The following is a 22,652-nucleotide window of genomic DNA, read 5'->3' as shown; positions in this document are numbered from 1 at the left end:
AGAAATGAATGTTATTATTTTGAAAAATGAATAATAATAATCCGTATAATCTTGATAATAAGGTTCAAGAGTTTCTACTAGAAGGCCATTAACCTTCTAACTATGGATTAATCCTATAAGTAAAGATTTTTACTGAAATTATGCCCGTGGATTAATCCTATCCATGGGCATTTTTTTTTTGCTTAATAAGGATTTATAAATTCAACATTATATTTTACCTAGGAGGAAATGGCATGAAATCATTTTTGCAATCATTTTTTAAACTCAAAGAAAATAATTCAAACGTTAGGACCGAAATATTAGCGGGTGTTACTACCTTTATTACTATGGCATATACTATATTAGTAATTCCTAATATTTTAAAGTTTAGTGGTATGAATCTTCCTGGAATAAAGGGCGATGGTGCTGCAGTTTTTACAGCAACAAATGACCCTGTGGTAGGAGCAATTTTTACAGCAGTATGTGTAGGCTCTGGAATTGGTACTATTTTAATAGGTACCTATGCAAATTTACCTTTTGCAATTGCACCAGGTATGGGATTATGTGCTTTCTTTACATATAGTGTATGCTTAACACTCGGCTATACTTGGAATCAGGCTTTAGCAGCTGTATTTATTTCTGGAATTTTATTTATAATAATTACGGTTACTTCAATACGCGAAAAAATAGTAGATGCGCTACCAGCAAATCTCAAGATAGCTATTTGCGGTGGTATAGGATTATTTATTGCGTTAATAGGTTTTAAAACTGGAAGCATAGTAGTTCCGAATCCAGGAACTCTTATAAGTTTTGGTGAATTCACAAATCCACACGCTGCTCTTACAATTATCGGTATAATTATAACAGCAATTTTAATGGCTAGAAATGTAAGAGGAGCTATGCTTATTGGAATAATCGCAACGACAATAATTGGAATACCTATGGGTATAACAAATTTAGCTGGAATAAAGCTCTTAAGTACACCACCATCCATTGCTCCAACTTTTATGGCTTTTGACTTTAAGGGTCTTTTAGGAGCTGGAGGAGCAGGTGTTATAGGAGCGATAACTAGCATAATTATGGTGGTTTTAACTTTTAGTTTAGTAGACTTATTTGATACAATTGGTACTTTGGTTGGAACAGCAGAAAAAGCCCAGATGTTAGATGAAAATGGAAAAGTTCGAAATATGAGAAAAGCGCTCTTATCAGATGCTATCGCAACAACTATAAGTGCCTGTATTGGTACACCCACTATGGCAACTTATGTTGAATCTACTGCGGGCATAGCTGAAGGAGGAAGAACTGGGTTAACATCTTGCGTGGTAGGCGTTTTATTTCTATTCTCTTTATTCTTTGCAGGTATAGTTGGGATAGTGCCACCAGAAGCAACAGCACCTGCGCTTATAATGGTTGGAGTCCTTATGATGGGTGCAGTTACTAAATTAGATTTTGATGATTTTACAGAAGCACTTCCAGCTTTTTTTACTATGGCTATAATGCCTTTTAGCTATAGCATAGCTAATGGTATAGCGGCGGGAATAATATTTTACCCTATACTTAAGGTTAGCACAGGAAGAAGGAAAGAAGTTCATCCAATAGTTTATGTGCTTGCAGCGTTATTTATTTTAAGATTTATCTATCTACCGGATTAAGAAGTTATAGTTAATTAATTAAAGATATCATAAATATAACTTCTTGTTTATAAAAAAACAGGCCTAGACTTATTTGAAAGTTCTAGTGCCTGTTTTTTATTTTGTTTAAATCATTATAATTTTACAGTTTGACCGATATCAATAATTTTTATGCTTCCATCATTTATTCTTTTTAAAGTATCACAGGTAACCTCATCTTCATCCTGAGCTAAAATATAGGTTTTATAATGAACTGGGATCATGATTTTAGCTTCTGTCATTTTAAACATTTTAAAGCTCTGCTCAGGAGTACAATGCATTTCTTGAAACTCATCAGGTTTATAGCAGCCTACAGGCATGATAGCAACATCTGCTATTAAATTTTTATATGTATCAGTATATGCAGTATCACCAGCAAAAAAAATCTTTTTTGAACTACTTTCAATTATATAGGAATTGCTCTCAGCTTCAGCTCCCCAAGGATAACGTCTACCATCATGATTTGCTTTTAAAGCCTTTATTTTTATGTGATTATCATTATACGTTTCATCATTGTTTAGAAGAATTATACTTTTAAAACCTAAAAGTCTTAAAGGAACCTTTAGGTTTTTAGGAGCAATAATTATAGCACTTTTATTTAGTTTCATTAGAGTGGAGTAATTCATATGATCCATATGACCATGAGACAGCAATATATAATCAATATTAATGGAGGCTAAGTTTAAAGATGGTTTAACTAATCTTTTTAATTGACCAAGATATATACTAGTTACAGGGTCAGTTACTATAACCTTACCACTTAAATTAATAACTACAGTAGCATGGCCTACCCAATGAATAGAATTTGTTACTACGGGCTCATACGATGGCACACTAATGGGATTGAAGTACAATTTAAAGTTTCTACGATGTAATTCATACATATATTTAAAGATTTTCGGGAATTTATTAAAGCTCATTTTATACCTCTTAATTTTAATATATTCGTTTTATAATAAGATTAAAAAATCTAATTTAATTATAACATAACCTGCTATATTATATATATATATGTATTAAATTACTAAATAAAAAACAATTGAACTAATATAATATATAATATATAATGTACACAAGAAAGTGTGTACATTATATATTATATATGTATTCTATTATTTATGTAAACGGAATCAAAAAAGGGGGACTTATACATGATTGGCTTCTTAAACGCTTTACTAAAAATATCACCAGTATTTTTAATGGCAGGATTAATGATGTCTAAAATGGATGCATTACTAGCGGCACCAATAGCAACTATTTACGCAGCTATAATAGCATCATTAGTATGTAAATTTAAATTTAATGACATTGTTGATGGTGCGGTGGATAACGTAAAAGAAATGCAATTAGTTTTCTTTATACTGATGGCAGCTTATGCAATGGCAGAGGCTTTTATGTCAACAGGAGTGGGTGCATCAATAATTAATTTCTCATTAACACTTGGATTAACAGCTAGAACTGTAGCTGTAACAGGATTTATGGTAACGGCAGTGCTTTCAGTTGCAACTGGTAGTTCATGGGGAACCTTTGCAGCTTGTGCTCCGATTTTTCTATGGCTAAACCATATAGTAGGAGGAAATTTATTACTTACTACAGCAGCAATTGCTGGTGGAGCTTGTTTTGGAGACAATATAGGGCTTATTTCTGACACAACGGTCGTAAGTTCAGGTATTCAAAAAGTGGAAGTTATTGATAGAATAAGGCATCAAGGTGTTTGGTCACTAATATGTTTAACAATAACTGCAATTATGTTCTATGCTGTAAGCGTTGGAATGGGACTTCCAACAGTAATTGGTAATGCAGCGGATGCAATAGATAAAATTCCAAAAGATGTATGGGTATCACTTGAAAAAGCTAGACCTTCAGCAGTTGAACTTTTAAATCAAGTTAAAACCGGGGTTCCATATTATATGGTAATTCCATTATTGGTTGTACTTGTAGTAGCAATTAAAGGACTTCCAACACTTGCATGTTTAGGGCTTGGAATAATAACATCTTTAATCCTTGGATTGACAGCGGGAACAGTAGAATCTGTACCTCAATTTTTAGGATTAATGAAAATAGGTTTCGCAGATGCAGGTTCATGGGTTATTGTCATGATGATGTGGGTTGGTGCCTTTGGAGGCATCATGGGTAAAATGGATGCATTTGCTCCGTTATCAAGATTAGTTTCTAAAATTTCAAAAAATGTACGCCAACTTATGTTTTGGAATGGAATGTTGTCAATTTTAGGTAATGCTGCATTAGCAGATGAAATGGCACAAATAGTAACAGTTGGACCAATAATCAAAAATTTACTTGAAGATAACGTAGAGGGTAGCGAAGAAGATATGTATACATTACGTTTAAGAAATGCTACTTTCGGTGATGCGCTTGGTGTATTTGGGTCACAGCTTATTCCATGGCATGTATATATAGCTTTTTATATGGGGATAGCTTCATCAGTTTATCCACTTCACAAGTTTGTACCTCTTGATATAATAAGATATAACTTTATGGCTATGGTGGCAGTAGGTTCATTATTACTACTTACTATAACAGGACTAGATAGATTTATACCATTATTTAAATTGCCGACTGAACCCAATGTTAGATTAAAGAAAAATATTAAGATGGATAGTAAAGATGAATTATCTGCTTAAATGTAAAGTTTTAATAATATGTAATAAAACACTATATTGTAAATATACAATATAGTGTTTTTATTAAATATCAAAAAAATAATGAATTTGCTTAAATTAGCTCCTGCGGAGCTGAAGTCGTTAAATTGAGGAAAAGAAAAATTTTATATAAACATACTAGTTGATAAATAATTTAATAGTTATTCATGGTAAAATGTTTATCTATAATCATTTTTGAATCTTCTTCGGAGTCTTCTTGAAAATTTTCTTGGAAATTTTCTTCGAAATCTTCGTTTTTTTCTGGTTTTTGTCCCCATTTAACTTTAATTGAGAAATCACCATAATTTTCGTCCCTAACAAATTTAAATTCATAACCTAATTCTTCATTGTCAGGTATTAAAACACGGGTTCCGTCTATTTTGAGTTTGTCTTTGAATAATCTTATAACTTCATCTTTTAGGAAAAAGTAAAACTCTTCTTTGCTTCCAACATATCTTTCTATAGAATTCATGTATAAACCCCCTTTCATTATAATAATATTCAGATTTAATCATAAAGGTGATAGTAATTGTGTGTATTTTTACTAAAAAGCAATTTTTAACGACATTTTAGAAGGAAAGTCTCCCACTTCTATAAGCGGGAGTTACATAACCTAACAAATAGAAAACTTTAGTGGGAGTATAAATCTCCTTCTGAAGTCGTCAATGCAGCTTCTGTGAAGCTGTTGCAGCTCCGCAGGAGATGATTTAATTATAGCGAAATTAGGATATAATACTTGTTGATAGGCATAGCTAAATAAATAATTCAATAATATTCAATAATATGATATATTAAATAAAGAATATATGAAAATTATATAGGTAATGCACTTGTATGAAATAACTGTAGAAGGAAGTTTTTTTTATGAAAATTTATTCATGGAATGTAAATGGCATAAGAGCTATAAAAAATAAAGGATTTATTGAATGGATTAAAGAAGAACAGCCAGATATTTTATGTGTTCAAGAAACTAAAATCCAAGAAAACCAAATAGTTGAGGAGCTTAAAAATATAAAAGGTTATTACTCATATTTTTCGTGTGCGGAGAAAAAGGGGTATAGTGGTGTAGCTACTTACACTAAGGAAAAACCAATATCTGTTACGTACGGTATTGGAATAGAAAGATTTGATAGTGAGGGCAGAATATTAATAACTGAGTTTGAAAAGTTTACTCTATTTAACATATATTTTCCTAATGGGCAGAGAGATGAAGAAAGGTTAAATTATAAAATGGACTTTTATGATGCACTGCTCTCCTACTGTGAGACGCTTAAACTAAAAGGGAAAAAATTAATTATTTGTGGGGATTACAATACTGCACACAAAGAAGTAGATCTTAAAAATCCAAAAGCAAACGAAAAATATTCAGGGTTCTTACCGGTAGAGAGAGCTTGGATGGATAAATTTATATCATATGGTTATGTTGATACTTTTAGATATCTCCACGGGGCAGAAACCAAATATTCTTGGTGGAGTTATAGATTTAAGGCTAGAGAAAAAAATGTAGGATGGAGAATTGACTATTTTTTTGTAACTGAGGAGTTAGTAAGTGAATTAAAAGAAGCTAATATTTTAAATGATGTTTTAGGATCGGATCATTGTCCTGTGAGCATTATTTTATAGATATATATAAGAAAGGAAGTTATAGTATGAAGAATGAGAAAACATTATATCCTGTGAAATCAAAAAAAAGGTATGGGTATATAGATAAGGAAGGCAATGTAGTTATAGAATGTAAATATAATTATGCTGAGGAGTTTGAAGGCGAACTAGCCATAATTGGAATAGAGGAAAAGTATGGATTTATTAATAAAGCTGGAGAGGTTGTAATAGAACCTAAATATGATGAAGTTCAACAGTTTAGCGAAGGATCTGCAGTAATAAAGTTGGAAGGAAAGAAAGGCTATATTAATTTAAACGGTGAAATTATCGTTGAGCCTAAATATGATGAAGCTAACTACTTTATGGAGGGAAGAGCAGCAGTAAAGAATGGATATATGTGGGGATATATAGATGCTGAAGGTACGGAAATAGTGCCGGTAAACTTTTTAGATGCAAGCGACTTTAGTGAAGGGTTAGCAGCAGTGCAAATAGGTGGTAGAATAGCTTATATTGATAAATATGGAAAAGTTATAATAGATGCGATCTATGAGTATGCCCATGCATTTAACGATGGGATGGCATCTGTTTGCGCTAATGGAAAGTATGGCTATATAAACAATAAGGGAGAAATAATTATACCCCTTCGATATAATGTTTGTGGGGAGTTCAATGATGGACTCGCACCAGTTGAAATGAGGGAAAAATACGGCTATATAGATTGCAGCGGCGAGCTTATTATAAAACCTAAGTTTCAATGGGCAGATAGTTTCTATGAAGGCATAGCTGTAATTTGTGAGAATGAAAAATATGGTTGCATTGATAAAAATGGAAGCATTATAATACCCACTAAGTTTGAAGATGTAGATATTATGAGTGAAGGTTTAATAGCAGCTCAAATAGGAGAAAAGTGGGGTTACATAGATTGCGTTGGGGAAATAGTTATAGAGCCAAGTTTTGAAGAAGCATATGAATTTATTGGTGGAATTGCAAGGGTTGAATTAGGTAAAAGAATTGGATATGTTAATAAATTAGGGGAATATGTTTGGAAATTACAATCATAAAATTTTAATGAATGGAAGTTTCTTAAGTCTATTATAATTAAATAAGTATTGAAACCTCTACTGGAAATCCAGTGGAGGTTTTGTTGTATTGATGACAACATTTACTGTATAATAAGACTTACAACACTAATTAGGAGAGATGTAAATGGAAAAGATTGAATTACTAGCCCCTGCTGGAAGTATGGAAAGCGTATATGCAGCAGTGCAAATGAGGGCAGATGCAGTTTATATAGGAGGAAGTAAATTCTCAGCAAGAGCTTATGCTTTTAATTTTGATAATGAGAACCTCGCTCGGGCAGTAGATTACTGTCATATTTATGGAGTTAAAGTATATGTTACTTTAAACACATTACTAAAGGATAACGAATTAAAAGAAATTATGGAGTATGTAGGCTTTTTATATAGTGTAGGAGTAGATGCACTGATTGTTCAAGATACAGGATTAATATACTTAATAAGAAATAATTTTCCTGATTTTGAGCTTCATGCGTCCACACAGATGACGATTCATAATGGCGAAGCTGCCTTGTTTTTAAAAGAGATGGGATTTACTAGGATAGTTCTCTCAAGAGAGCTTAGTTTAAAAGAAATTGATTACATATCTAACACTTTAAAAGTGGAAACAGAAGTTTTTGTTCATGGAGCTTTATGCATATGTTATTCGGGACAGTGTCTTATGAGTAGTATTATTGGAGGGCGGAGTGGAAACAGGGGCAGATGTGCTCAACCCTGCAGATTACCTTATACACTAACAGATAAAAACACTGACAAAATGTATAAGGCATACCTTTTAAGCCCTAAAGATACTTGTACAATAGAAAACTTAAAAGATATAGCTAAAAGTGGCACGTCTTCACTAAAAATTGAAGGAAGAATGAAAAAACCGGAATATGTTGCAGGTGTTGTGGAAATATATAGACGAGCGCTGGACAATATTTGTAATAATAAAATACAAAAATTAGATAAGGATACTAAAGTTTTAACACAATTATTTAATAGAGAAGGGTTTTCAAAAGCTTACCTATATGGTAATAAAGGAAAAGATATGATGGCATATAAAGTGCCTAAAAATTCTGGGCTACCAATAGGCATCGCAAATGATGATTTGTCAGTAACACTTTTAGAGAATGTAGCATTAAAAGATGGTGTAATGTTTTTAGAGGATGGGTTTGCTATTTCAAAAATAATAAAGAATGGAATAGAGGTCGAAAATGCAGTGACCTCCGATAGAGTTTTATTAAAACCAGCTAAATTTAAAGCTGGAGACTTTTTATACAAAATTTCTGATGTTAAGTTAATGGATGATCTTTCAAATAGGTATAAGGATAAATTTAAGAGGAAAATAGAAATAAATCTTTCGATTGAGTTCGCCACAAATAAGCCTTTAAGTATAAGTACAAGTTATATGGGAAAAGGCTTTAATGTTAAGGGAGATATTGTTCAAGAAGCTTTAAATAAACCACTTGAAAGAGAACGTATAACCAAAAATCTATCTAAAACAGGAGATACTCCTTTCAAAATAAATGAAGTGAATTTTGAAAGCTTTGAAGAAGGTTTTGTGCCAATGGCAACATTGAATTTAGTTAGGCGAGAATTAATAGATGACGTTCAAAATTATATAATAGCAAAATATAAAAGAGAAAAAAATAATGTGCAGATTAATTACAATAAAGGACTTAGCCTACAGGGAGAAAAGAATTATTTAGAATTTAATGAGAATAAAAATAACATTATACCTGAGACACTTATATATGTAACAAATGAAGAGCAATTAAAAGCGGTACTTGAAATGGGTTTTGATAATATTGCTATAAATCCTTTTATGAGAAGATGTAACATCAACTTTAATGAGTATGATGTAAATATTTATTTTAAGGTTCCCAATATTATCAAAGAAGAATTTGAAAGTATTTGTGAATTTATTGAGAATAACTTAGGTAAATTAAAAGGTATTATTACGGCTAATCTAGGAATAATTAGTAGATTTAATAAAAAAATCACTGTAATTGGGGATTATAAATTGAATATTTTTAATAGCTATGCAGGAGATTTTTACAAGGATTTTCTAACGGGAACTTGTATTAGTGCTGAGTTAAACCAAATGGAAATCAAGAAAATTGCAACTAAAAGTTCTTTGCCACTGCAAATTATGATTTACGGAAAATATGAGCTTATGGTTAGTGAATATTGTGCTATAGGAAGCGTTTTTGGAAACAAGAGTGATAATAATACCTGCAAAGAGAAATGCATCATAGGATTGTATACACTTAAAGATAGAATGGGCGCAGAATTTAGTATTGATACTGACAAATATTGTAGAAGCTATATTTATAACAATGTGCCTGTGAATTTGATCTCAAATATGGATGAAATAAAGAAAAATAATATTTCCTCTTTTAGATTAGATTTTATCCATGAAAATTATGAGGAAACTATAGAGGTTCTTAGAAATTATATCAATAAAGAATGGCAAGGAGAATTTAAAAATTATACTAGAGGGCACTATAAAAGAGGAGTCGAATAAATAATAGTAGGCGTTTAAATTTTTTAACAAAGGAAAGATGGTGAATTATTATGAATACAAAATCATTAAAGGTTTTAGAATACTATAAAATTAAAGAAAAAATCAAAGCATACACGCACACTACGGCAGGTAAAGACCTTATAGAGGGTTTGGAGCCTTACACTAATATTTATGAAGTAAAAGAACACTTACAGGAAACTAATGAGGCATTACTGCTTTTATCAAAAAAAGGAAGTGCACCATTTGAAGGTATATATGATGTTCGATCTGCAATAATAAGGGCATCAAAAGCAGCATCACTTATGCCAACGCAGCTTTTGAGGATAGCGCAAATGCTTAGGTGTGCTAGATTATTTCAAAATTATGTTGGTAACAAGTCAGATGAGCAGTCCTCTAGAGTTTTAGAAGATATATGTATTGGGATTGTCCCAATAAAAAAATTAGAAGATGAAATTTTTATAGCAATAATTAGTGATGAAGAAATTTCTGATAGGGCTAGTAGTTTGCTTTTTAGCTTAAGGAAATCTTTAAAAGAGAAAAATGCTTCAGTAAAAGATAAGGTAACTTCACTAGTTAGATCAAATGCAAAATATCTTCAAGAAAGCCTTTATACTATAAGAGGGGATAGATACGTAATTCCTGTTAAAATAGAACATAAGGGCAGTGTGCCAGGAATTGTGCATGATCAGAGTTCTTCAGGGGCTACACTATTCATTGAGCCAATGAGTTTAGTGAACCTAAATAATGAAATTAAGGAAATTATGCTAAAGGAAAAGGCTGAGGTTGAAAGAATTTTGGCTGAATTATCCTATAAGATATATGAAAATATAAATATTGTTGGTAACAATGCAAATATAGTATGGGAATTAGATTTTATTTTTGCAAAGGCAGGGTATGCAATAGAAATTAATGCTATTATTCCAGGGGTTAATGAAGAGGGAGTAATAGATATAATTGAAGCAAGGCACCCTTTGATAGATCCGTTGGTTGTAGTACCTAGTAATATTTATTTAGGAGGAGAATTTACTTCACTAGTAATAACAGGACCCAATACCGGGGGTAAAACAGTAACTTTAAAAACTGTAGGCTTAATTCAGTTAATGGCTATGAGTGGGATTTTAATTCCAGCTAGAGAAGGGTCCATGGTAAGCTTTTTTCATGAGATTTTCGCAGATATAGGTGACGAGCAAAGCATAGAGCAAAGCTTATCTACCTTTTCTTCCCATATGGCAAATATAGTAAATATAATTGAAAAAGCAGATATAAAATCTCTAGCTCTATTTGATGAATTAGGAGCTGGAACAGATCCTACAGAGGGAGCAGCACTTGCTGTTTCGATTCTCGAAAATTTAAGGGCAAGAGGTACAAAAGTAGTTGCGACTACCCATTATAGTGAATTAAAAGGATATGCTTTAAAAACTACAGGGGTTGAAAATGCTTCTGTAGAATTTAATGTAGACACGTTAAGCCCAACATATAGACTGATAATTGGAGTACCAGGTAAATCAAATGCTTTTGAAATATCTAAGAGACTAGGTCTCCCAGATTACATTATTAAAAATGCAAAAGAGAATATTTCTAAAGATACATTAGAGTTTGAAGAATTAGTTCAAAGTTTGCAAGAAAAGAGCATAAAGGCAGAGCGTGATGCTAGGGAAGCTGAAGCTTTGAAGCTAGAAGCTAGTAAGTTAAAAGACAAATACCAGGAAAAATTATATAAACTTGAAAACATTAGAGAAAATGCAATGTATGAAGCTCAAAGGGAAGCAAAGAGACTTATAAAAGATGCCAAGGAAGAATCAGATGTCATTCTTAAAAACATGAGACAACTTGAAAAGCTTGGATATTCCTCTGAAGCAAGGCAAAAGCTTGAAGAGGAAAGAATGAAAATTAAAAATAAGCTTGAAACATTAGATAGACATGTAGAAAAAAGCAATGACGAACTAGGAGAAAAATTAAAAAATGTAAAACAAGGTCAGGAAGTATATTTACCATCTCTTAACCAAAAGGTTATTGTAATCTCAAAACCTGATAAAAAGGGTGAGGTGCAGGTTCAAGCTGGCATTATGAAGATAAATGTCAAAGTGGGTGATCTGAGAGAATCAAAGCTTACGCAGGAAGATAAGAAAAAGGCAAAGATAATTAAGAGAGAAATGAAGCTAAATATAAGAAATGTGTCAACTTCTGTAGATTTAAGAGGTATGGATTCGGAGGAAGCTCTTTATACTGTTGATAAATATTTAGATGAAGCTTGTTTAGGAGGACTTAAAGAAGCTACAATTATTCATGGCAAGGGGACAGGAGTTTTAAGAAAAGCTATTACAGATATGTTAAAGAGGCATGGCCATGTTAAAACATATAGATTGGGAAATTACGGTGAAGGCGGTAGTGGAGTTACTGTAGTAGAACTAAAATAAAGGATGGTTATGATATGATTATTGCAAGTGCTTGTTTATGTGGAGTTAATTGTAAATATAATGGTGGCAATAATTTAGATTTAAGGGTGCTTAAACTATTGAAAGAAGGAAAAGTTATGCCTGTTTGCCCAGAACAGTTAGGGGGACAAGAAACCCCTAGGGCTCCTCATGAAATTGTAAACGGGAATGGTAGAGATGTGCTAGAAGGTAAAGCTAGAATTCTTGGGCCAGAGGATGATGATGTAACTGCAAAGTTTATAAAAGGGGCTTATGAAACTCTTGAAATTGCACAAAACGTTGGAGCTAGTATTGCTATTTTAAAAGCACGAAGTCCTTCTTGTGGAACTCCCCAAATATACGATGGAACTTTTAGTGGAACCAAAAAAAAAGGTAATGGAGTTACTGCGGAGTTATTATTATCCAGGGGTATAAAAGTTTTTACAGAAGAAAATCTAGATGATTTAGATTATAACTAAGGGGGAAATAAAATGAATTATAAAGATGTTTTAAAAGATGCTAGAGGGAATTTAAACAAAAGCTGTAGAGTTTGTCCTATATGTAATGGAGTAGCTTGTGCTGGAGAGGTACCTGGAATGGGCGGAAAAGGAACAGGGGATGCTTTTAAAATTAATATAGAGTCACTGGCAGCTTATAAACTTAATATGAGAACTATACATGATGCAAAAAATCCAGATACTTCTATAGAATTATTTGGAATAAAAATGGATATACCTGTATTTGCAGCTCCCGTATCTGGAACTACTTTAAACATGGGTGGTAAATTTAGTGAAGAAGAATATATATCTTGGGTTATTAGTGGATGCCTTAAGGGTGGTATAATCCCAATGGTGGGAGATACTGCTGTAGATTCTTTTTTTACAACTAATCTTTGTGAATTAGAAAAACAGGGTGGAAACGGCATTGCAATAATAAAACCTTGGGAAAATGCAAACGTTATAGAAAAAATTAAATTAGCAGAAAAAGCAGGCGCATTTGCTATAGGTATGGATATAGATGCTTGCGGTCTTATTACGTTAGCACTTCATGGCAAACCAGTTATGCCTAAAACCGTAGAAGAGATTAAAGAAATTGTTGAATCAACGAAGCTTCCATTTATTTTAAAAGGAATAATGACAGCAGACGAAGCAAAACTTGCGGTGGATGCAGGGGTATCCGCAATTGTAGTGTCAAATCATGGTGGGAGAGTATTAGACCAAACCCCGGGTGTAGCAGATGTTCTTACGGAAATTGCGAAGGAAGTTAAGGGTAAAGTAATTATTTTAGCTGATGGTGGAGTTCGAAGTGGAGCAGATATACTTAAAATGCTAGCACTAGGTGCAGACGCGGTACTTATTGGGAGGCCATTTGTAACCGCATCATTTGGAGGCAAGGCTGAAGGCGTAAAATCTTATATTGATTACCTTAGAGGTGAATTAAAATCAGCTATGGTGCTTACAGGGTGTAAATCTATACAAAATGTTAATAATAGAATTTTATATTAAATTTATTAAAAGGTCACTGAAATATTGTGATCTTTTTAATTCTCTACTCCTTTTAGTAGATTAAATCATCTCCTGCAGAGCTTCACAGCTTCGAGGAAGATGCATCGACAACTTCAGAAGGAGATTTATACTCCCACTTATAGAAGTAGGAGACTTTCCTTCTGGAATGTCGTTAAATTGGCAAAAACATTTGTAAAAGCCTTAGAATCGTAAATGAGAAAACAAAGGAGGAATAAAAATGCCAATATACATACTAGCATCTAAAGAAATATTAGAGCATATAAAGCAATATACAAAGAAAGGTGAAGTAGTTAGGATCTCTACCCCTTTAGAATATAATAATATATTATATAGAGAGATTGTATTTTCTAAGAAATTGTTCGGAAATTTTCGTAAAGAAAATTTGGGATATCTTTATATTAATGAAAAAAATGAAATTGCTACTGAAAAATTTTTACAAGAAAGACTAGCGAAATTAGCTTATTTTTCAGAAATATTTTATAATACAGAAAACAGAGCATGCATAGTAAATTCATTTCAAGATGAATCTACAGTTGAAAAGGATAAGAAAGAGTATAAATTAGTGGCTAAGGGTTTAGAGTTATTAACTAAAGAAGGAGTTGTGGACTCAGAGCAGGTAAAACAAATTGTTACTCAATTGCCTGATATTAGAAAAAAGAATAATGAAACTTTAAAACAACTTATAGATAAATCTCAGGAATTTAAAGAGGAGAAAAAATATTTTAATGAACATATGTTGGAAGAATTATTGCCAACATACAGAGATGCCTTAAGCATAAATTTACAAAAGATAAGATTGGTATATTCTGCAAGCGAATGCTATGAAAATATTAAAAGAATTTCCGAAAATAAGAGAAAACAAATGTCCATTAGGCTTAATCAAAAATTAGCTGAACCCTTAAAAAAGATAATTCATGTTATGAAGTATTTTATTAAAACAGTTAATACCTGTGAAAAAATAAGTGAAATGCAAGACACTGAATATTTCAAGTATTTAGGAACTATTGAAAAAGCAAATGTTGATTATAGAGTAAAATTGAATAGAAGAAAAAAGAACTCCTAAATCAGGAGTTCTTTTTCTTCTATTCAACAGTTATATAAACAGCATCTTCTTCTCTAACAACTTTTATATATTCAACTTCAGGGTCTTCAGTTCCTTGAACATATAATCCAGTGTTTTTCAATTTTTCAACATAATCTACGATTTCTTGAGTTATTCTCTCACCGGGGCAAAGTACTGGAATGCCAGGTGGATAAGCCATCAAGAATTCTCCGCTTATCATACCAACACTATTTTTGATTTCAACAGCAGTGTTTACGCTGTTGAAAGCCTCGCGTGGAATTTGAACTTGCTCTGGAATACTAGGAATATCAATAAAATCAGATTTTATTGTGCCTTTGCCATAGTACTCATTGCTTATTTCTACTAAAGCTTGAAGTAATTGCTCCATTCCATCTTTTGTATCACCATACGAACCAACGGCTAATATGTTATAAAGATCAGATAATTCCATTTGGATATGATATTTGTTAGATAAAATCATATCCAAGTCATAACCAGTTATTCCTAAATCTCTACAAGTTATTGTTATTTTAGTTGGATCAAAAGCGTAAGCACCAAAACCATCTAAAACCTCTTCGCCAAAACAATAAAATCCTGGGATTTTATTTACTTCATTTCTTACATAATTACATAAATCAATAGTTTTTTCTAAAAGCTGAGTGCCCTCTAATGCAATTTGTCTCCTAGCACAATCCAGTGATGCCATTAGAATGTAGGAAGGTGACGTTGTGTGCATTAGGTTTATTAGTTGTTTAACTCTAGCGGGGTTAACACGCTTTGAATTAACATGTAGCATTGAACTTTGAGTTAATGAACCTATAATTTTATGAGTGCTTTGAGCACAGATGTCTGCACCAGCTTCCATTGCTGACATTGGTAATTTGCTATTAAAATTAAGATGAGGGCCATGAGCTTCATCAACTATAAAAGGAATATCGTATTCATGAACAATATCTGCAATTTTCTTAATATCAGTGGAAACTCCATAATATGTTGGGTTAATTATAAGTACAGCTTTTGCATCAGGATTATTCTTTAAGGTTTCTTCCACTGTTTCTGGGGAAACTCCATGAGCAACACCTATTTTTTTATCTAGTTCTGGTTGCATATAAACTGGAACTGCACCTGATAAAATGATACCACCAGTTATGGATTTATGTACATTTCTAGGTACAATGATTTTATCACCAGATCCAACTACAGACATAATCATAGCTTGAATAGCGCCAGAAGTTCCGTGTACTGAGAAAAATGATGCATCAGCACCATAAGCATCCGCTGCTAATTCTTGTGCCTTTTTGATAGGTCCAGTTGGGTGGTGAAAACTATCAACAAGTTTAAAAACCGTAACGTCAATTTTAAAAGGGTTTTCCCCCATAAAATTTCTAAATTGTTCATCAGCGCCTATTCCTTTTTTATGCCCAGGTACGTGAAAAGGTAAGGTTTCTCTGTCTACATATTCCATTAGAGCATCAAATAGTGGAGTTTCATTTTGATTTAATCTATACAATCTATACACCCCTTTCAAAAGAATTTATATTAGAAAACATTTAAATAAATAACGAGTCAGTATGTTAGACTATTATATCCTAGTCTATTTATTTAAATGTTCCAAATTTTTAAAACTGTTCTTTATAGTATATTCATTCAGCCAATTTATAATTATAAATGATTAGATATATAAATGCAATTATAATCTTCAAATAAAAGATAATCATGTCGTAAATGCTAGGCAATTAAGCTTTTTAGTAGAAATACAGTAATTGAAAACATGAAAAAGTGGGTTATTTGTAAAAAATGCCTTTTATTTGTAATGCATTGATAGTATAATATAATAGACTAAAGATAGATTAGGAGGAATAGAAAGGAAGATAATAATTGTTTGCTTCCTCAGGGGAATATAAGGAGGGTAATATAAAATGTACAAAGAAAAATATAAAAGTTGGATTAATTCTAATTTGATAGACTTGAAATTAAAGAAAGAGCTAGAGCAATTAGTAGATGAAAAAGAAATTGAAGATAGATTTTATAAGGATTTAGAGTTTGGTACAGGGGGATTAAGAGGTGTAATTGGAGCAGGAACAAACAGAATGAATATACATACCATAGGTAAAGCTACTCAAGGGTTAGCAGATTATTTGAACTCAAGATATAAGGGGAATATATCAGTTAGCATAGCGTATGATTCAAGAAATATGTCTAAGGAATTTGCAATAGCTGCTGCAGAAACTCTTTGTGGGAATGGTATTTTCGTTAATTTATTTGAACAATTAACACCAACTCCAATTTTATCTTATGCTGTACGCGCACTAAAAAGTAAAGCCGGTATTGTTATTACAGCATCACATAATCCTAAAGAGTACAATGGATATAAGGTTTATGGAGATGATGGTGGACAAGTCACTGATGAAGCTGCAAGCCAAATTATAAATTGTGCAGCTAGCATAAAAGATTTTTCTAAGGTTAAAACTATGGAGTTTCATAAAGCTAAAACCAATGGAATGTTAACAATAATTGGAGAAAATCTTTATTTATCATACATTGATAAGGTTAAAAATTTAACTATGAGAAAAGACCTAGTTAAGGAATATGCCAAGGATTTAAAAATAATTTATACTCCTATTCATGGATCTGGAAACGTACCTGTGAGGAGAGTTTTAAAAGAATTAGGATATGATAATGTATTTGTTGTAAAAGAGCAGGAAATGCCAGATGGGAATTTCCCTACGGCGCCATATCCTAATCCAGAAGAACCAAAGGTATTTGAATTGGCGCTTATTATGGCAAAAGACATTAATCCTGACATTATTTTTGGTACGGACCCTGACTGCGATAGGATTGGAGTAGTAGTTAAAGACAAAGAAGGAAAGTATAAGGTTCTTACAGGAAATCAGACAGGTGTATTATTAAGTAATTATATTTTAAGTTCATTAAGTGAAACTAATGGGTTGTCTAAAAATGGCGTAGTAATAAAAACTATTGTTACTACAAATATGGTAGAGAGTATTGGGAAAAAATATAATGTTGAAGTGTTAGATGTACTCACAGGATTTAAATATATTGGAGAAAAAATTAAAGAGTTTGAAAATGCGGGTGAAAAAGAATTTATATTTGGTTTTGAAGAAAGCTTTGGTTATTTAGCAGGAAATTTTGTGCGTGATAAAGATGCAGTAATAGCTGCAATGCTAATTTGTGAAATGACACTCTACTATAAAAACAAAGGCATGAGTTTGTATGATGCTTTGATGGATATTTATAAAGAACATGGATACTACGAGGAAGGTTTAGTTTCAATAGAACTTGCAGGAAAAGATGGCGCAGAAAAAATAGGTAATATAATAGAACATTTAAGACATTCAATGAATGGCTTAATAGGTAATAACAGAATTATAAAAAAAATGGATTATAGAGCTGGTTTAGAAGTGGATTTAATCACAAATAAAGAAAAAATAATTAAATTGCCAAAATCAAATGTATTAAAGTTTGTCTTAGAGGATGGTTCTTGGTTTGTAGTTAGGCCTTCTGGAACTGAACCAAAAATGAAAATTTATTTATCTGTTAAAGGGAATTCATTAGAGAATACATATAAAAAAATAACTGAGCTAAAAGAAAATGTTATGTCAATATTTGATGAAGCAGGCATAAATTAAAAACGTATCGTAGGTAGTTATTAAATGCATAAAAAACCATAATTTTCATTTTTATGATTTTATATGGTTTACAAAACAACCTCAGTATACTATTATTATTAATAGTAACATTTGTAGCATAAATTTTTAAACCAGTAGGAAGGTGTAATCATGGATATTAAAACATATTTTTCTGAAAAATTATCAGTTCTTCTTTTTCTAGAAATAAAAAAAGACAGCAAAATTAATGATTTTGTGATTTTGGAGGACATATATTTCCCAGTGAGAACTAATGAGATAATCCAAAAAGTAAAGAATAAAGAAGATTTCGATAATATACCAGTTAATCTATTTATAGAAGGGATGTTCTATGTTTTAGGAGCAGATGAACTTTTTAAATACAATAAAGAGTATAAACAAATTATAAATACTATTCCAAATTCAATAGGATTTATTAAGGGCGTGATATTTAAAGAAATTCAGAATGAAAAGTACGAAGAAGCATTTATCTTCTTAAAAGGATTGTTAACTATAGAAGAAAACAAAGATAATTACGATAAGATTTTTTTGTTAGTTGATAAATTAAGAGCTACAAATAGTATATTCAAGGATGAGCAACTAAAACTTGTAGAAAAAGCTAAACAAATCACTAATTACAGTAATCCATATTTATATGAGGCGCTAGTTTTAAATAGTGAAAGTAAACATGAATTAGCATTAATAGCAATAAGCAATTATACTATAAATGGTGGAGAACAAACGGAAGCGGTTATTGAACTTAAAAACGATTTGGAAACCATAACAAATTTTCAAAAAGCGAAAGATTTAGTATCTAATAACCCTAAAGGTGCACTTGAAATTTTTATTCCTTTAATGGAACAATTAGGAGATAGAGCAGATATATATTATCACACTGCTGTAGCATACAGGAATTTACAAAATTATGAGAAGGCTATATACTATTTAAACGAAGCACAAGCAATTGACAACGATTTGATAGAGGTAGTAAATGAATTTGGTATTAACTATGCTTGTCTTGAAAATTACGAAGCAGCTATTCAATATTTTAGGAAAGCATTTGAGGTTACAAAGTCTATAGAGATATGTACAAATCTTGTTATGTGTTATTTAAATGTTGAAAACTTTGCGCAGGCGAGAATACATTTAGATATGGCTAAAAAAATAGATCCACAAGATGAAATTGTAATGCAACTAGAAAATCAATTGGCGGAGGGTAAATAATGGAGTTAGTGGAGTATTTTAATATTATAAAAAAGAGGTTACTATTAGTAATTTTAGTAACAATAGGAGCAACGGTGCTTAGTGGGGTTTTAAGCTATTTTGTTATTACACCTAGTTATAAATCTGATATATCAGTAATAATTGGAAAACCAGAAAGTAAATCTGCGGCGCCGCAGGATAGTTATAATGATGTAATTATGTATCAAAAATTAGTCAAAACTTATAGTGAATTTTCTAAATCACGAAAAGTTTCAGAACATGTCATTAAAGCACTTAAGTTAAATATAGAGCCTAATCAGCTTCAAGGAATGATATCAGTAGCACCTAAAGGAGATACTGAATTTTTAACGATAACAGTTAAATCTAAGGATCCCAAAGAAGCTATGAACATTGCTAATCAGTTAGCGAAGTCATTAAAATACATAAGTAACGATGTCAAAAAAGTGGATAATGTACAACTTTTAGATGAAGCACTACAACCTACAAGACCAGATAGTCCAAATTCAAAGTTAAACATAGCAATTGCATTTTTTATTGGACTAATGGTTTCGCTTGGAATAGCATTTTTATTGGAGTACTTAGATAACACTGTAAAAAGCCAAGAGGACATAGAAAAATTAACTGGGTTACCAGTTATAGGTATTATTCCTTTAACTCAAGATAAAAAATAGGAGGGTGAGAATATGTTAAAAAAATTAGTAACATTAAGAAATCCAAAATCTAGAACGGCAGAAGCTTTTAGAACATTAAGAACAAATATTCAATTCTCTTCCTTGGATAAAGAATATAAATCCATAGTAGTTACTTCATCTGGCGTTGGAGAAGGTAAAAGTACAGTAATGTCAAATTTAGCTATAACTATGGCTGAAAGTGGTAAAAGTGTTATTCTTGTAGATTGTGATTTTAGAAAACCTTCAATCCACAAGAAAATGGGAATTACCAATTCTGTAGGATTAACAAATATATTAGTTCAAGGTGTGAAAAAAGAGGAATGTGTTGTTAAGTCAACTGTTAATAATCTTTTTATACTAACTAGTGGTCCGGTGCCCCCAAATCCAGCAGAATTATTAGGAAGTAAAAAAATGCGGGACTTTATTGAAGTGCTAAAAAGTGAATTTGATTTAGTTCTTATTGATGCACCACCAGTTCTTGCGGTAACGGATGCACAAATTATATCTACAATAGTAGATGGCGTGATTTTTGTAGCTTCATATGGTGAGGCTCAAAAAAAAGCATTGGTAGATGCGAAACAATTGATTGATAAGGTTGGTGGAAAGATACTGGGAGTTGTATTTAATAAAGTTCCTCAATCTGTAAGCGGTTATTATGGAAAATATTATAAGGGCTATTATGGAAATGAAAACTAAAGGTTTAAAAGGTGTAAATTTATGATAGATTTTCATAGTCATATAATATATGCTATTGACGATGGATCAAAAAACTTAGACATGTCCATAGAAATGTTGAAAACAGCAGATAGTGAAGGTGTAGAATATATTTGTGCTACTCCTCATTTTATAACTGAAGAATTTGAATTTAGTCACGAGGAATATATTGAAAAAATAGATAGATTAGTTTTAGCCTCTAGGGAAGAAAATCTTAATATTAAGATTTTATCTGGACTAGAAATTTATATGCACCCCGATTTGCCAAAACTCTATAAAGAAAAGAAGATTTGGGGAATTAACGACTCGGAATATCTACTTATTGAGCTTCCTATGGGGCAGTTTCCTCTGTACACTGAAGATGTATTTTATGAGTTAATGTTACTTGGGGCAAAACCCATTTTAGCACATCCAGAGAGAAATCTTAGGATTATGAAAAATTATGATTTAGTTATTAATTTAATTAACCAAGGGGTATTGATGCAAATAAATTCTGGTAGTTTATTAGGTGATTATGGTAAGGAAGTTAAAAAAACAGCTGAAGAATTTGTAAAAAGGAACATGATACATTTGGTGGGTAGTGACGGACATAATATTACGAGCAGAAAAACGAAGATAAAAGAAGCTTATGCAATTATAAAACATAAAAATCAAGCTGTATATAACTGGATTGCTGAAAATCAAACTAACATTATTAATAATGTTTCCTCATTGGAAGTCTTAGAAATAAAACTTAAAAAAGAAAAAGGCAAGATTTCATTTTTAAGTTTTATCAAATGAATTTTGAGAAATAAGGTTGAAATATAGAAATGCATTATTTGAGGGGAGAAACACTATGAGAGTAAAAAAAGCTATAATTCCAGCAGCGGGGCTTGGTACAAGATTTTTGCCAGCAACAAAGGCACAACCAAAAGAGATGTTACCAATTGTTGATAAACCAACAATACAGTATATTATAGAGGAAGCGGTTGCGTCTGGGATTGAGGAAATATTAATTATAACAGGAAGAAATAAAAGAGCAATCGAAGATCATTTTGATAAGTCGATTGAACTTGAACAACAATTAGAGAAGAACGGTAAGGAAGATACCTTAACAATGGTTAGGGATATATCTAATATGGCAAACATTTATTACATACGTCAGAAAGAACCTAAAGGACTAGGTCATGCTATAGGTTGTGCAAAAACCTTTGTGGGGAACGAACCTTTTGCTGTAATGTTGGGCGATGATGTGGTGGATAGTGAAGTACCTTGTTTAAAACAACTCATAGATTGCTACGGCAAATATGAAACTTCAATTTTAGGAGTTCAAAAGGTTCCTTTAAGTGAAGTTAGCAAATATGGCATAGTAAAGGGAACTTCAGTAGAAGATAGAGTTTATAAGGTTGAAGATGTTATTGAAAAGCCTAACGCATCCGAAGCACCATCAAACATAGCAATACTCGGAAGATATATTATAACACCTAGAATATTTGATATTTTAGAAAATACAAAGCCTGGTAAGGGTGGGGAAATTCAACTTACAGATGCTTTAAAAACTTTAATAGCAGAGGAAAATATGTATGCTTATAATTTTGATGGCAGAAGATATGATGTAGGGGATAAAGAAGGATTTTTAGAAGCAAATGTAGAATATGCACTTAAAAGAGATGATCTTAAAGAAGCATTTATGAAATATCTCCTAACTATTAAGGATAACGATACCTTTAAAGAAATTTATAATAAATGTAGTAATAATTTATAACAGAGAGTATTAGTAAAAAGCCAAGTGAAACTGGCTTTTTTTTATTTGGTGCGCTCAGTATTGGGGATGAACCAAGTAAATTTATTAGAAAATAGATTACTTGATTTTTAAGAAATTTTAAATAAATAGTTAATAAACTCCCATAGATTGAAC

Annotated in this window: 18 protein-coding genes and 1 riboswitch; of the genes, 15 read left to right on the top strand and 3 right to left on the bottom strand. The window is 31.7% G+C overall.

Annotated features, from left to right (window positions below):
- Positions 1 to 21 precede the first annotated feature (21 nt).
- Positions 22 to 123: riboswitch (purine riboswitch) on the top strand.
- A gap of 110 nt (positions 124 to 233) precedes the next feature.
- Positions 234 to 1,631, top strand: a complete 1,398-nt coding sequence (locus KTC94_RS03490) for an NCS2 family permease (protein ID WP_216303564.1) — start codon at positions 234 to 236, stop codon at positions 1,629 to 1,631.
- Between the two features lie 113 nt (positions 1,632 to 1,744).
- Here KTC94_RS03490 and KTC94_RS03485 read toward each other — a convergent pair whose 3' ends face one another.
- Positions 1,745 to 2,569, bottom strand: a complete 825-nt coding sequence (locus tag KTC94_RS03485; protein WP_216303563.1) for an MBL fold metallo-hydrolase — start codon at positions 2,567 to 2,569, stop codon at positions 1,745 to 1,747.
- A 231-nt stretch (positions 2,570 to 2,800) separates the two neighbouring features.
- Between KTC94_RS03485 and KTC94_RS03480 the strand changes: the two genes are divergently transcribed.
- On the top strand, positions 2,801 to 4,291 hold the full coding sequence (locus KTC94_RS03480; protein ID WP_216303562.1) for a Na+/H+ antiporter NhaC family protein: 1,491 nt from the start codon (positions 2,801 to 2,803) through the stop codon (positions 4,289 to 4,291).
- Positions 4,292 to 4,463: 172 nt separating this feature from the next.
- Here the strand turns inward: KTC94_RS03480 and KTC94_RS03475 are convergent, their stop codons facing one another.
- Complete coding sequence (locus KTC94_RS03475; protein WP_220286805.1) at positions 4,464 to 4,781, bottom strand: hypothetical protein; 318 nt, start codon at positions 4,779 to 4,781, stop codon at positions 4,464 to 4,466.
- Positions 4,782 to 5,173: 392 nt separating this feature from the next.
- On the opposite strand from KTC94_RS03475, the gene KTC94_RS03470 reads away from it, so the two are divergent.
- From KTC94_RS03470 to KTC94_RS03440, 7 genes are all read left to right on the top strand, one after another.
- Positions 5,174 to 5,932 (top strand): exodeoxyribonuclease III, encoded by a 759-nt coding sequence (locus KTC94_RS03470; protein WP_216303560.1) that lies wholly within the window; start codon positions 5,174 to 5,176, stop codon positions 5,930 to 5,932.
- 26 nt (positions 5,933 to 5,958) lie between these two features.
- The gene (locus tag KTC94_RS03465; protein ID WP_216303559.1) at positions 5,959 to 6,972 is read left to right on the top strand and encodes a WG repeat-containing protein; all 1,014 of its coding nucleotides are present in this window, start codon (positions 5,959 to 5,961) and stop codon (positions 6,970 to 6,972) included.
- Positions 6,973 to 7,117: 145 nt separating this feature from the next.
- Positions 7,118 to 9,496, top strand: a complete 2,379-nt coding sequence (locus KTC94_RS03460; protein ID WP_220319735.1) for a DUF3656 domain-containing protein — start codon at positions 7,118 to 7,120, stop codon at positions 9,494 to 9,496.
- 50 nt (positions 9,497 to 9,546) lie between these two features.
- Complete coding sequence (locus tag KTC94_RS03455) at positions 9,547 to 11,913, top strand: endonuclease MutS2 (protein ID WP_216303557.1); 2,367 nt, start codon at positions 9,547 to 9,549, stop codon at positions 11,911 to 11,913.
- Between the two features lie 14 nt (positions 11,914 to 11,927).
- Positions 11,928 to 12,389 carry a DUF523 domain-containing protein gene (locus KTC94_RS03450; protein ID WP_165413608.1) on the top strand — a complete coding sequence of 154 codons (462 nt, stop codon included), beginning with the start codon at positions 11,928 to 11,930 and terminating at the stop codon, positions 12,387 to 12,389.
- A gap of 12 nt (positions 12,390 to 12,401) precedes the next feature.
- Positions 12,402 to 13,415, top strand: a complete 1,014-nt coding sequence (locus KTC94_RS03445; protein WP_216303555.1) for an alpha-hydroxy-acid oxidizing protein — start codon at positions 12,402 to 12,404, stop codon at positions 13,413 to 13,415.
- A 238-nt stretch (positions 13,416 to 13,653) separates the two neighbouring features.
- Entirely contained in the window at positions 13,654 to 14,499 is an 846-nt protein-coding gene (locus KTC94_RS03440) for a hypothetical protein (protein ID WP_220286807.1), read from the top strand.
- A gap of 19 nt (positions 14,500 to 14,518) precedes the next feature.
- On the opposite strand, the gene KTC94_RS03435 is transcribed toward KTC94_RS03440, so the two are convergent.
- A complete protein-coding gene (locus KTC94_RS03435; RefSeq protein WP_165413611.1) occupies positions 14,519 to 16,009 on the bottom strand; it encodes an aminotransferase class I/II-fold pyridoxal phosphate-dependent enzyme in 1,491 nt (496 codons plus the stop codon).
- 409 nt (positions 16,010 to 16,418) lie between these two features.
- Here KTC94_RS03435 and KTC94_RS03430 point away from each other — a divergent pair, with 409 nt between their 5' ends.
- From KTC94_RS03430 to galU, 6 genes are all read left to right on the top strand, one after another.
- Positions 16,419 to 18,149: a phospho-sugar mutase gene (locus KTC94_RS03430; RefSeq protein ID WP_220286808.1), complete on the top strand. Its 1,731-nt coding sequence runs from the start codon at positions 16,419 to 16,421 to the stop codon at positions 18,147 to 18,149.
- 150 nt (positions 18,150 to 18,299) lie between these two features.
- The gene (locus tag KTC94_RS03425; RefSeq protein ID WP_220286809.1) at positions 18,300 to 19,370 is read left to right on the top strand and encodes a capsular biosynthesis protein; all 1,071 of its coding nucleotides are present in this window, start codon (positions 18,300 to 18,302) and stop codon (positions 19,368 to 19,370) included.
- On the top strand, positions 19,370 to 20,041 hold the full coding sequence (locus tag KTC94_RS03420; RefSeq protein WP_165413614.1) for a YveK family protein: 672 nt from the start codon (positions 19,370 to 19,372) through the stop codon (positions 20,039 to 20,041). The genes KTC94_RS03425 and KTC94_RS03420 overlap by 1 nt, the downstream gene beginning before the upstream one ends.
- Before the next feature lie 12 nt (positions 20,042 to 20,053).
- Positions 20,054 to 20,737, top strand: a complete 684-nt coding sequence (locus KTC94_RS03415; protein WP_220319734.1) for a CpsD/CapB family tyrosine-protein kinase — start codon at positions 20,054 to 20,056, stop codon at positions 20,735 to 20,737.
- A gap of 21 nt (positions 20,738 to 20,758) precedes the next feature.
- Positions 20,759 to 21,535, top strand: coding sequence for a tyrosine-protein phosphatase (locus KTC94_RS03410; RefSeq protein ID WP_216303550.1), 777 nt, complete (start codon positions 20,759 to 20,761; stop codon positions 21,533 to 21,535).
- 55 nt (positions 21,536 to 21,590) lie between these two features.
- On the top strand, positions 21,591 to 22,499 hold the full coding sequence (galU, locus tag KTC94_RS03405; RefSeq protein WP_216303549.1) for a UTP--glucose-1-phosphate uridylyltransferase GalU: 909 nt from the start codon (positions 21,591 to 21,593) through the stop codon (positions 22,497 to 22,499).
- The last annotated feature ends 153 nt before the right edge of the window (positions 22,500 to 22,652 follow it).

Source organism: Clostridium sp. CM028 (assembly GCF_030585565.1).
Classification (GTDB): Bacteria; Bacillota; Clostridia; order Clostridiales; family Clostridiaceae; genus Clostridium_AD; species Clostridium_AD estertheticum_B.
The sequence above is the reverse complement of the archived record's forward strand: the minus strand, read 5'-3'. Positions and strand labels throughout refer to the sequence as shown.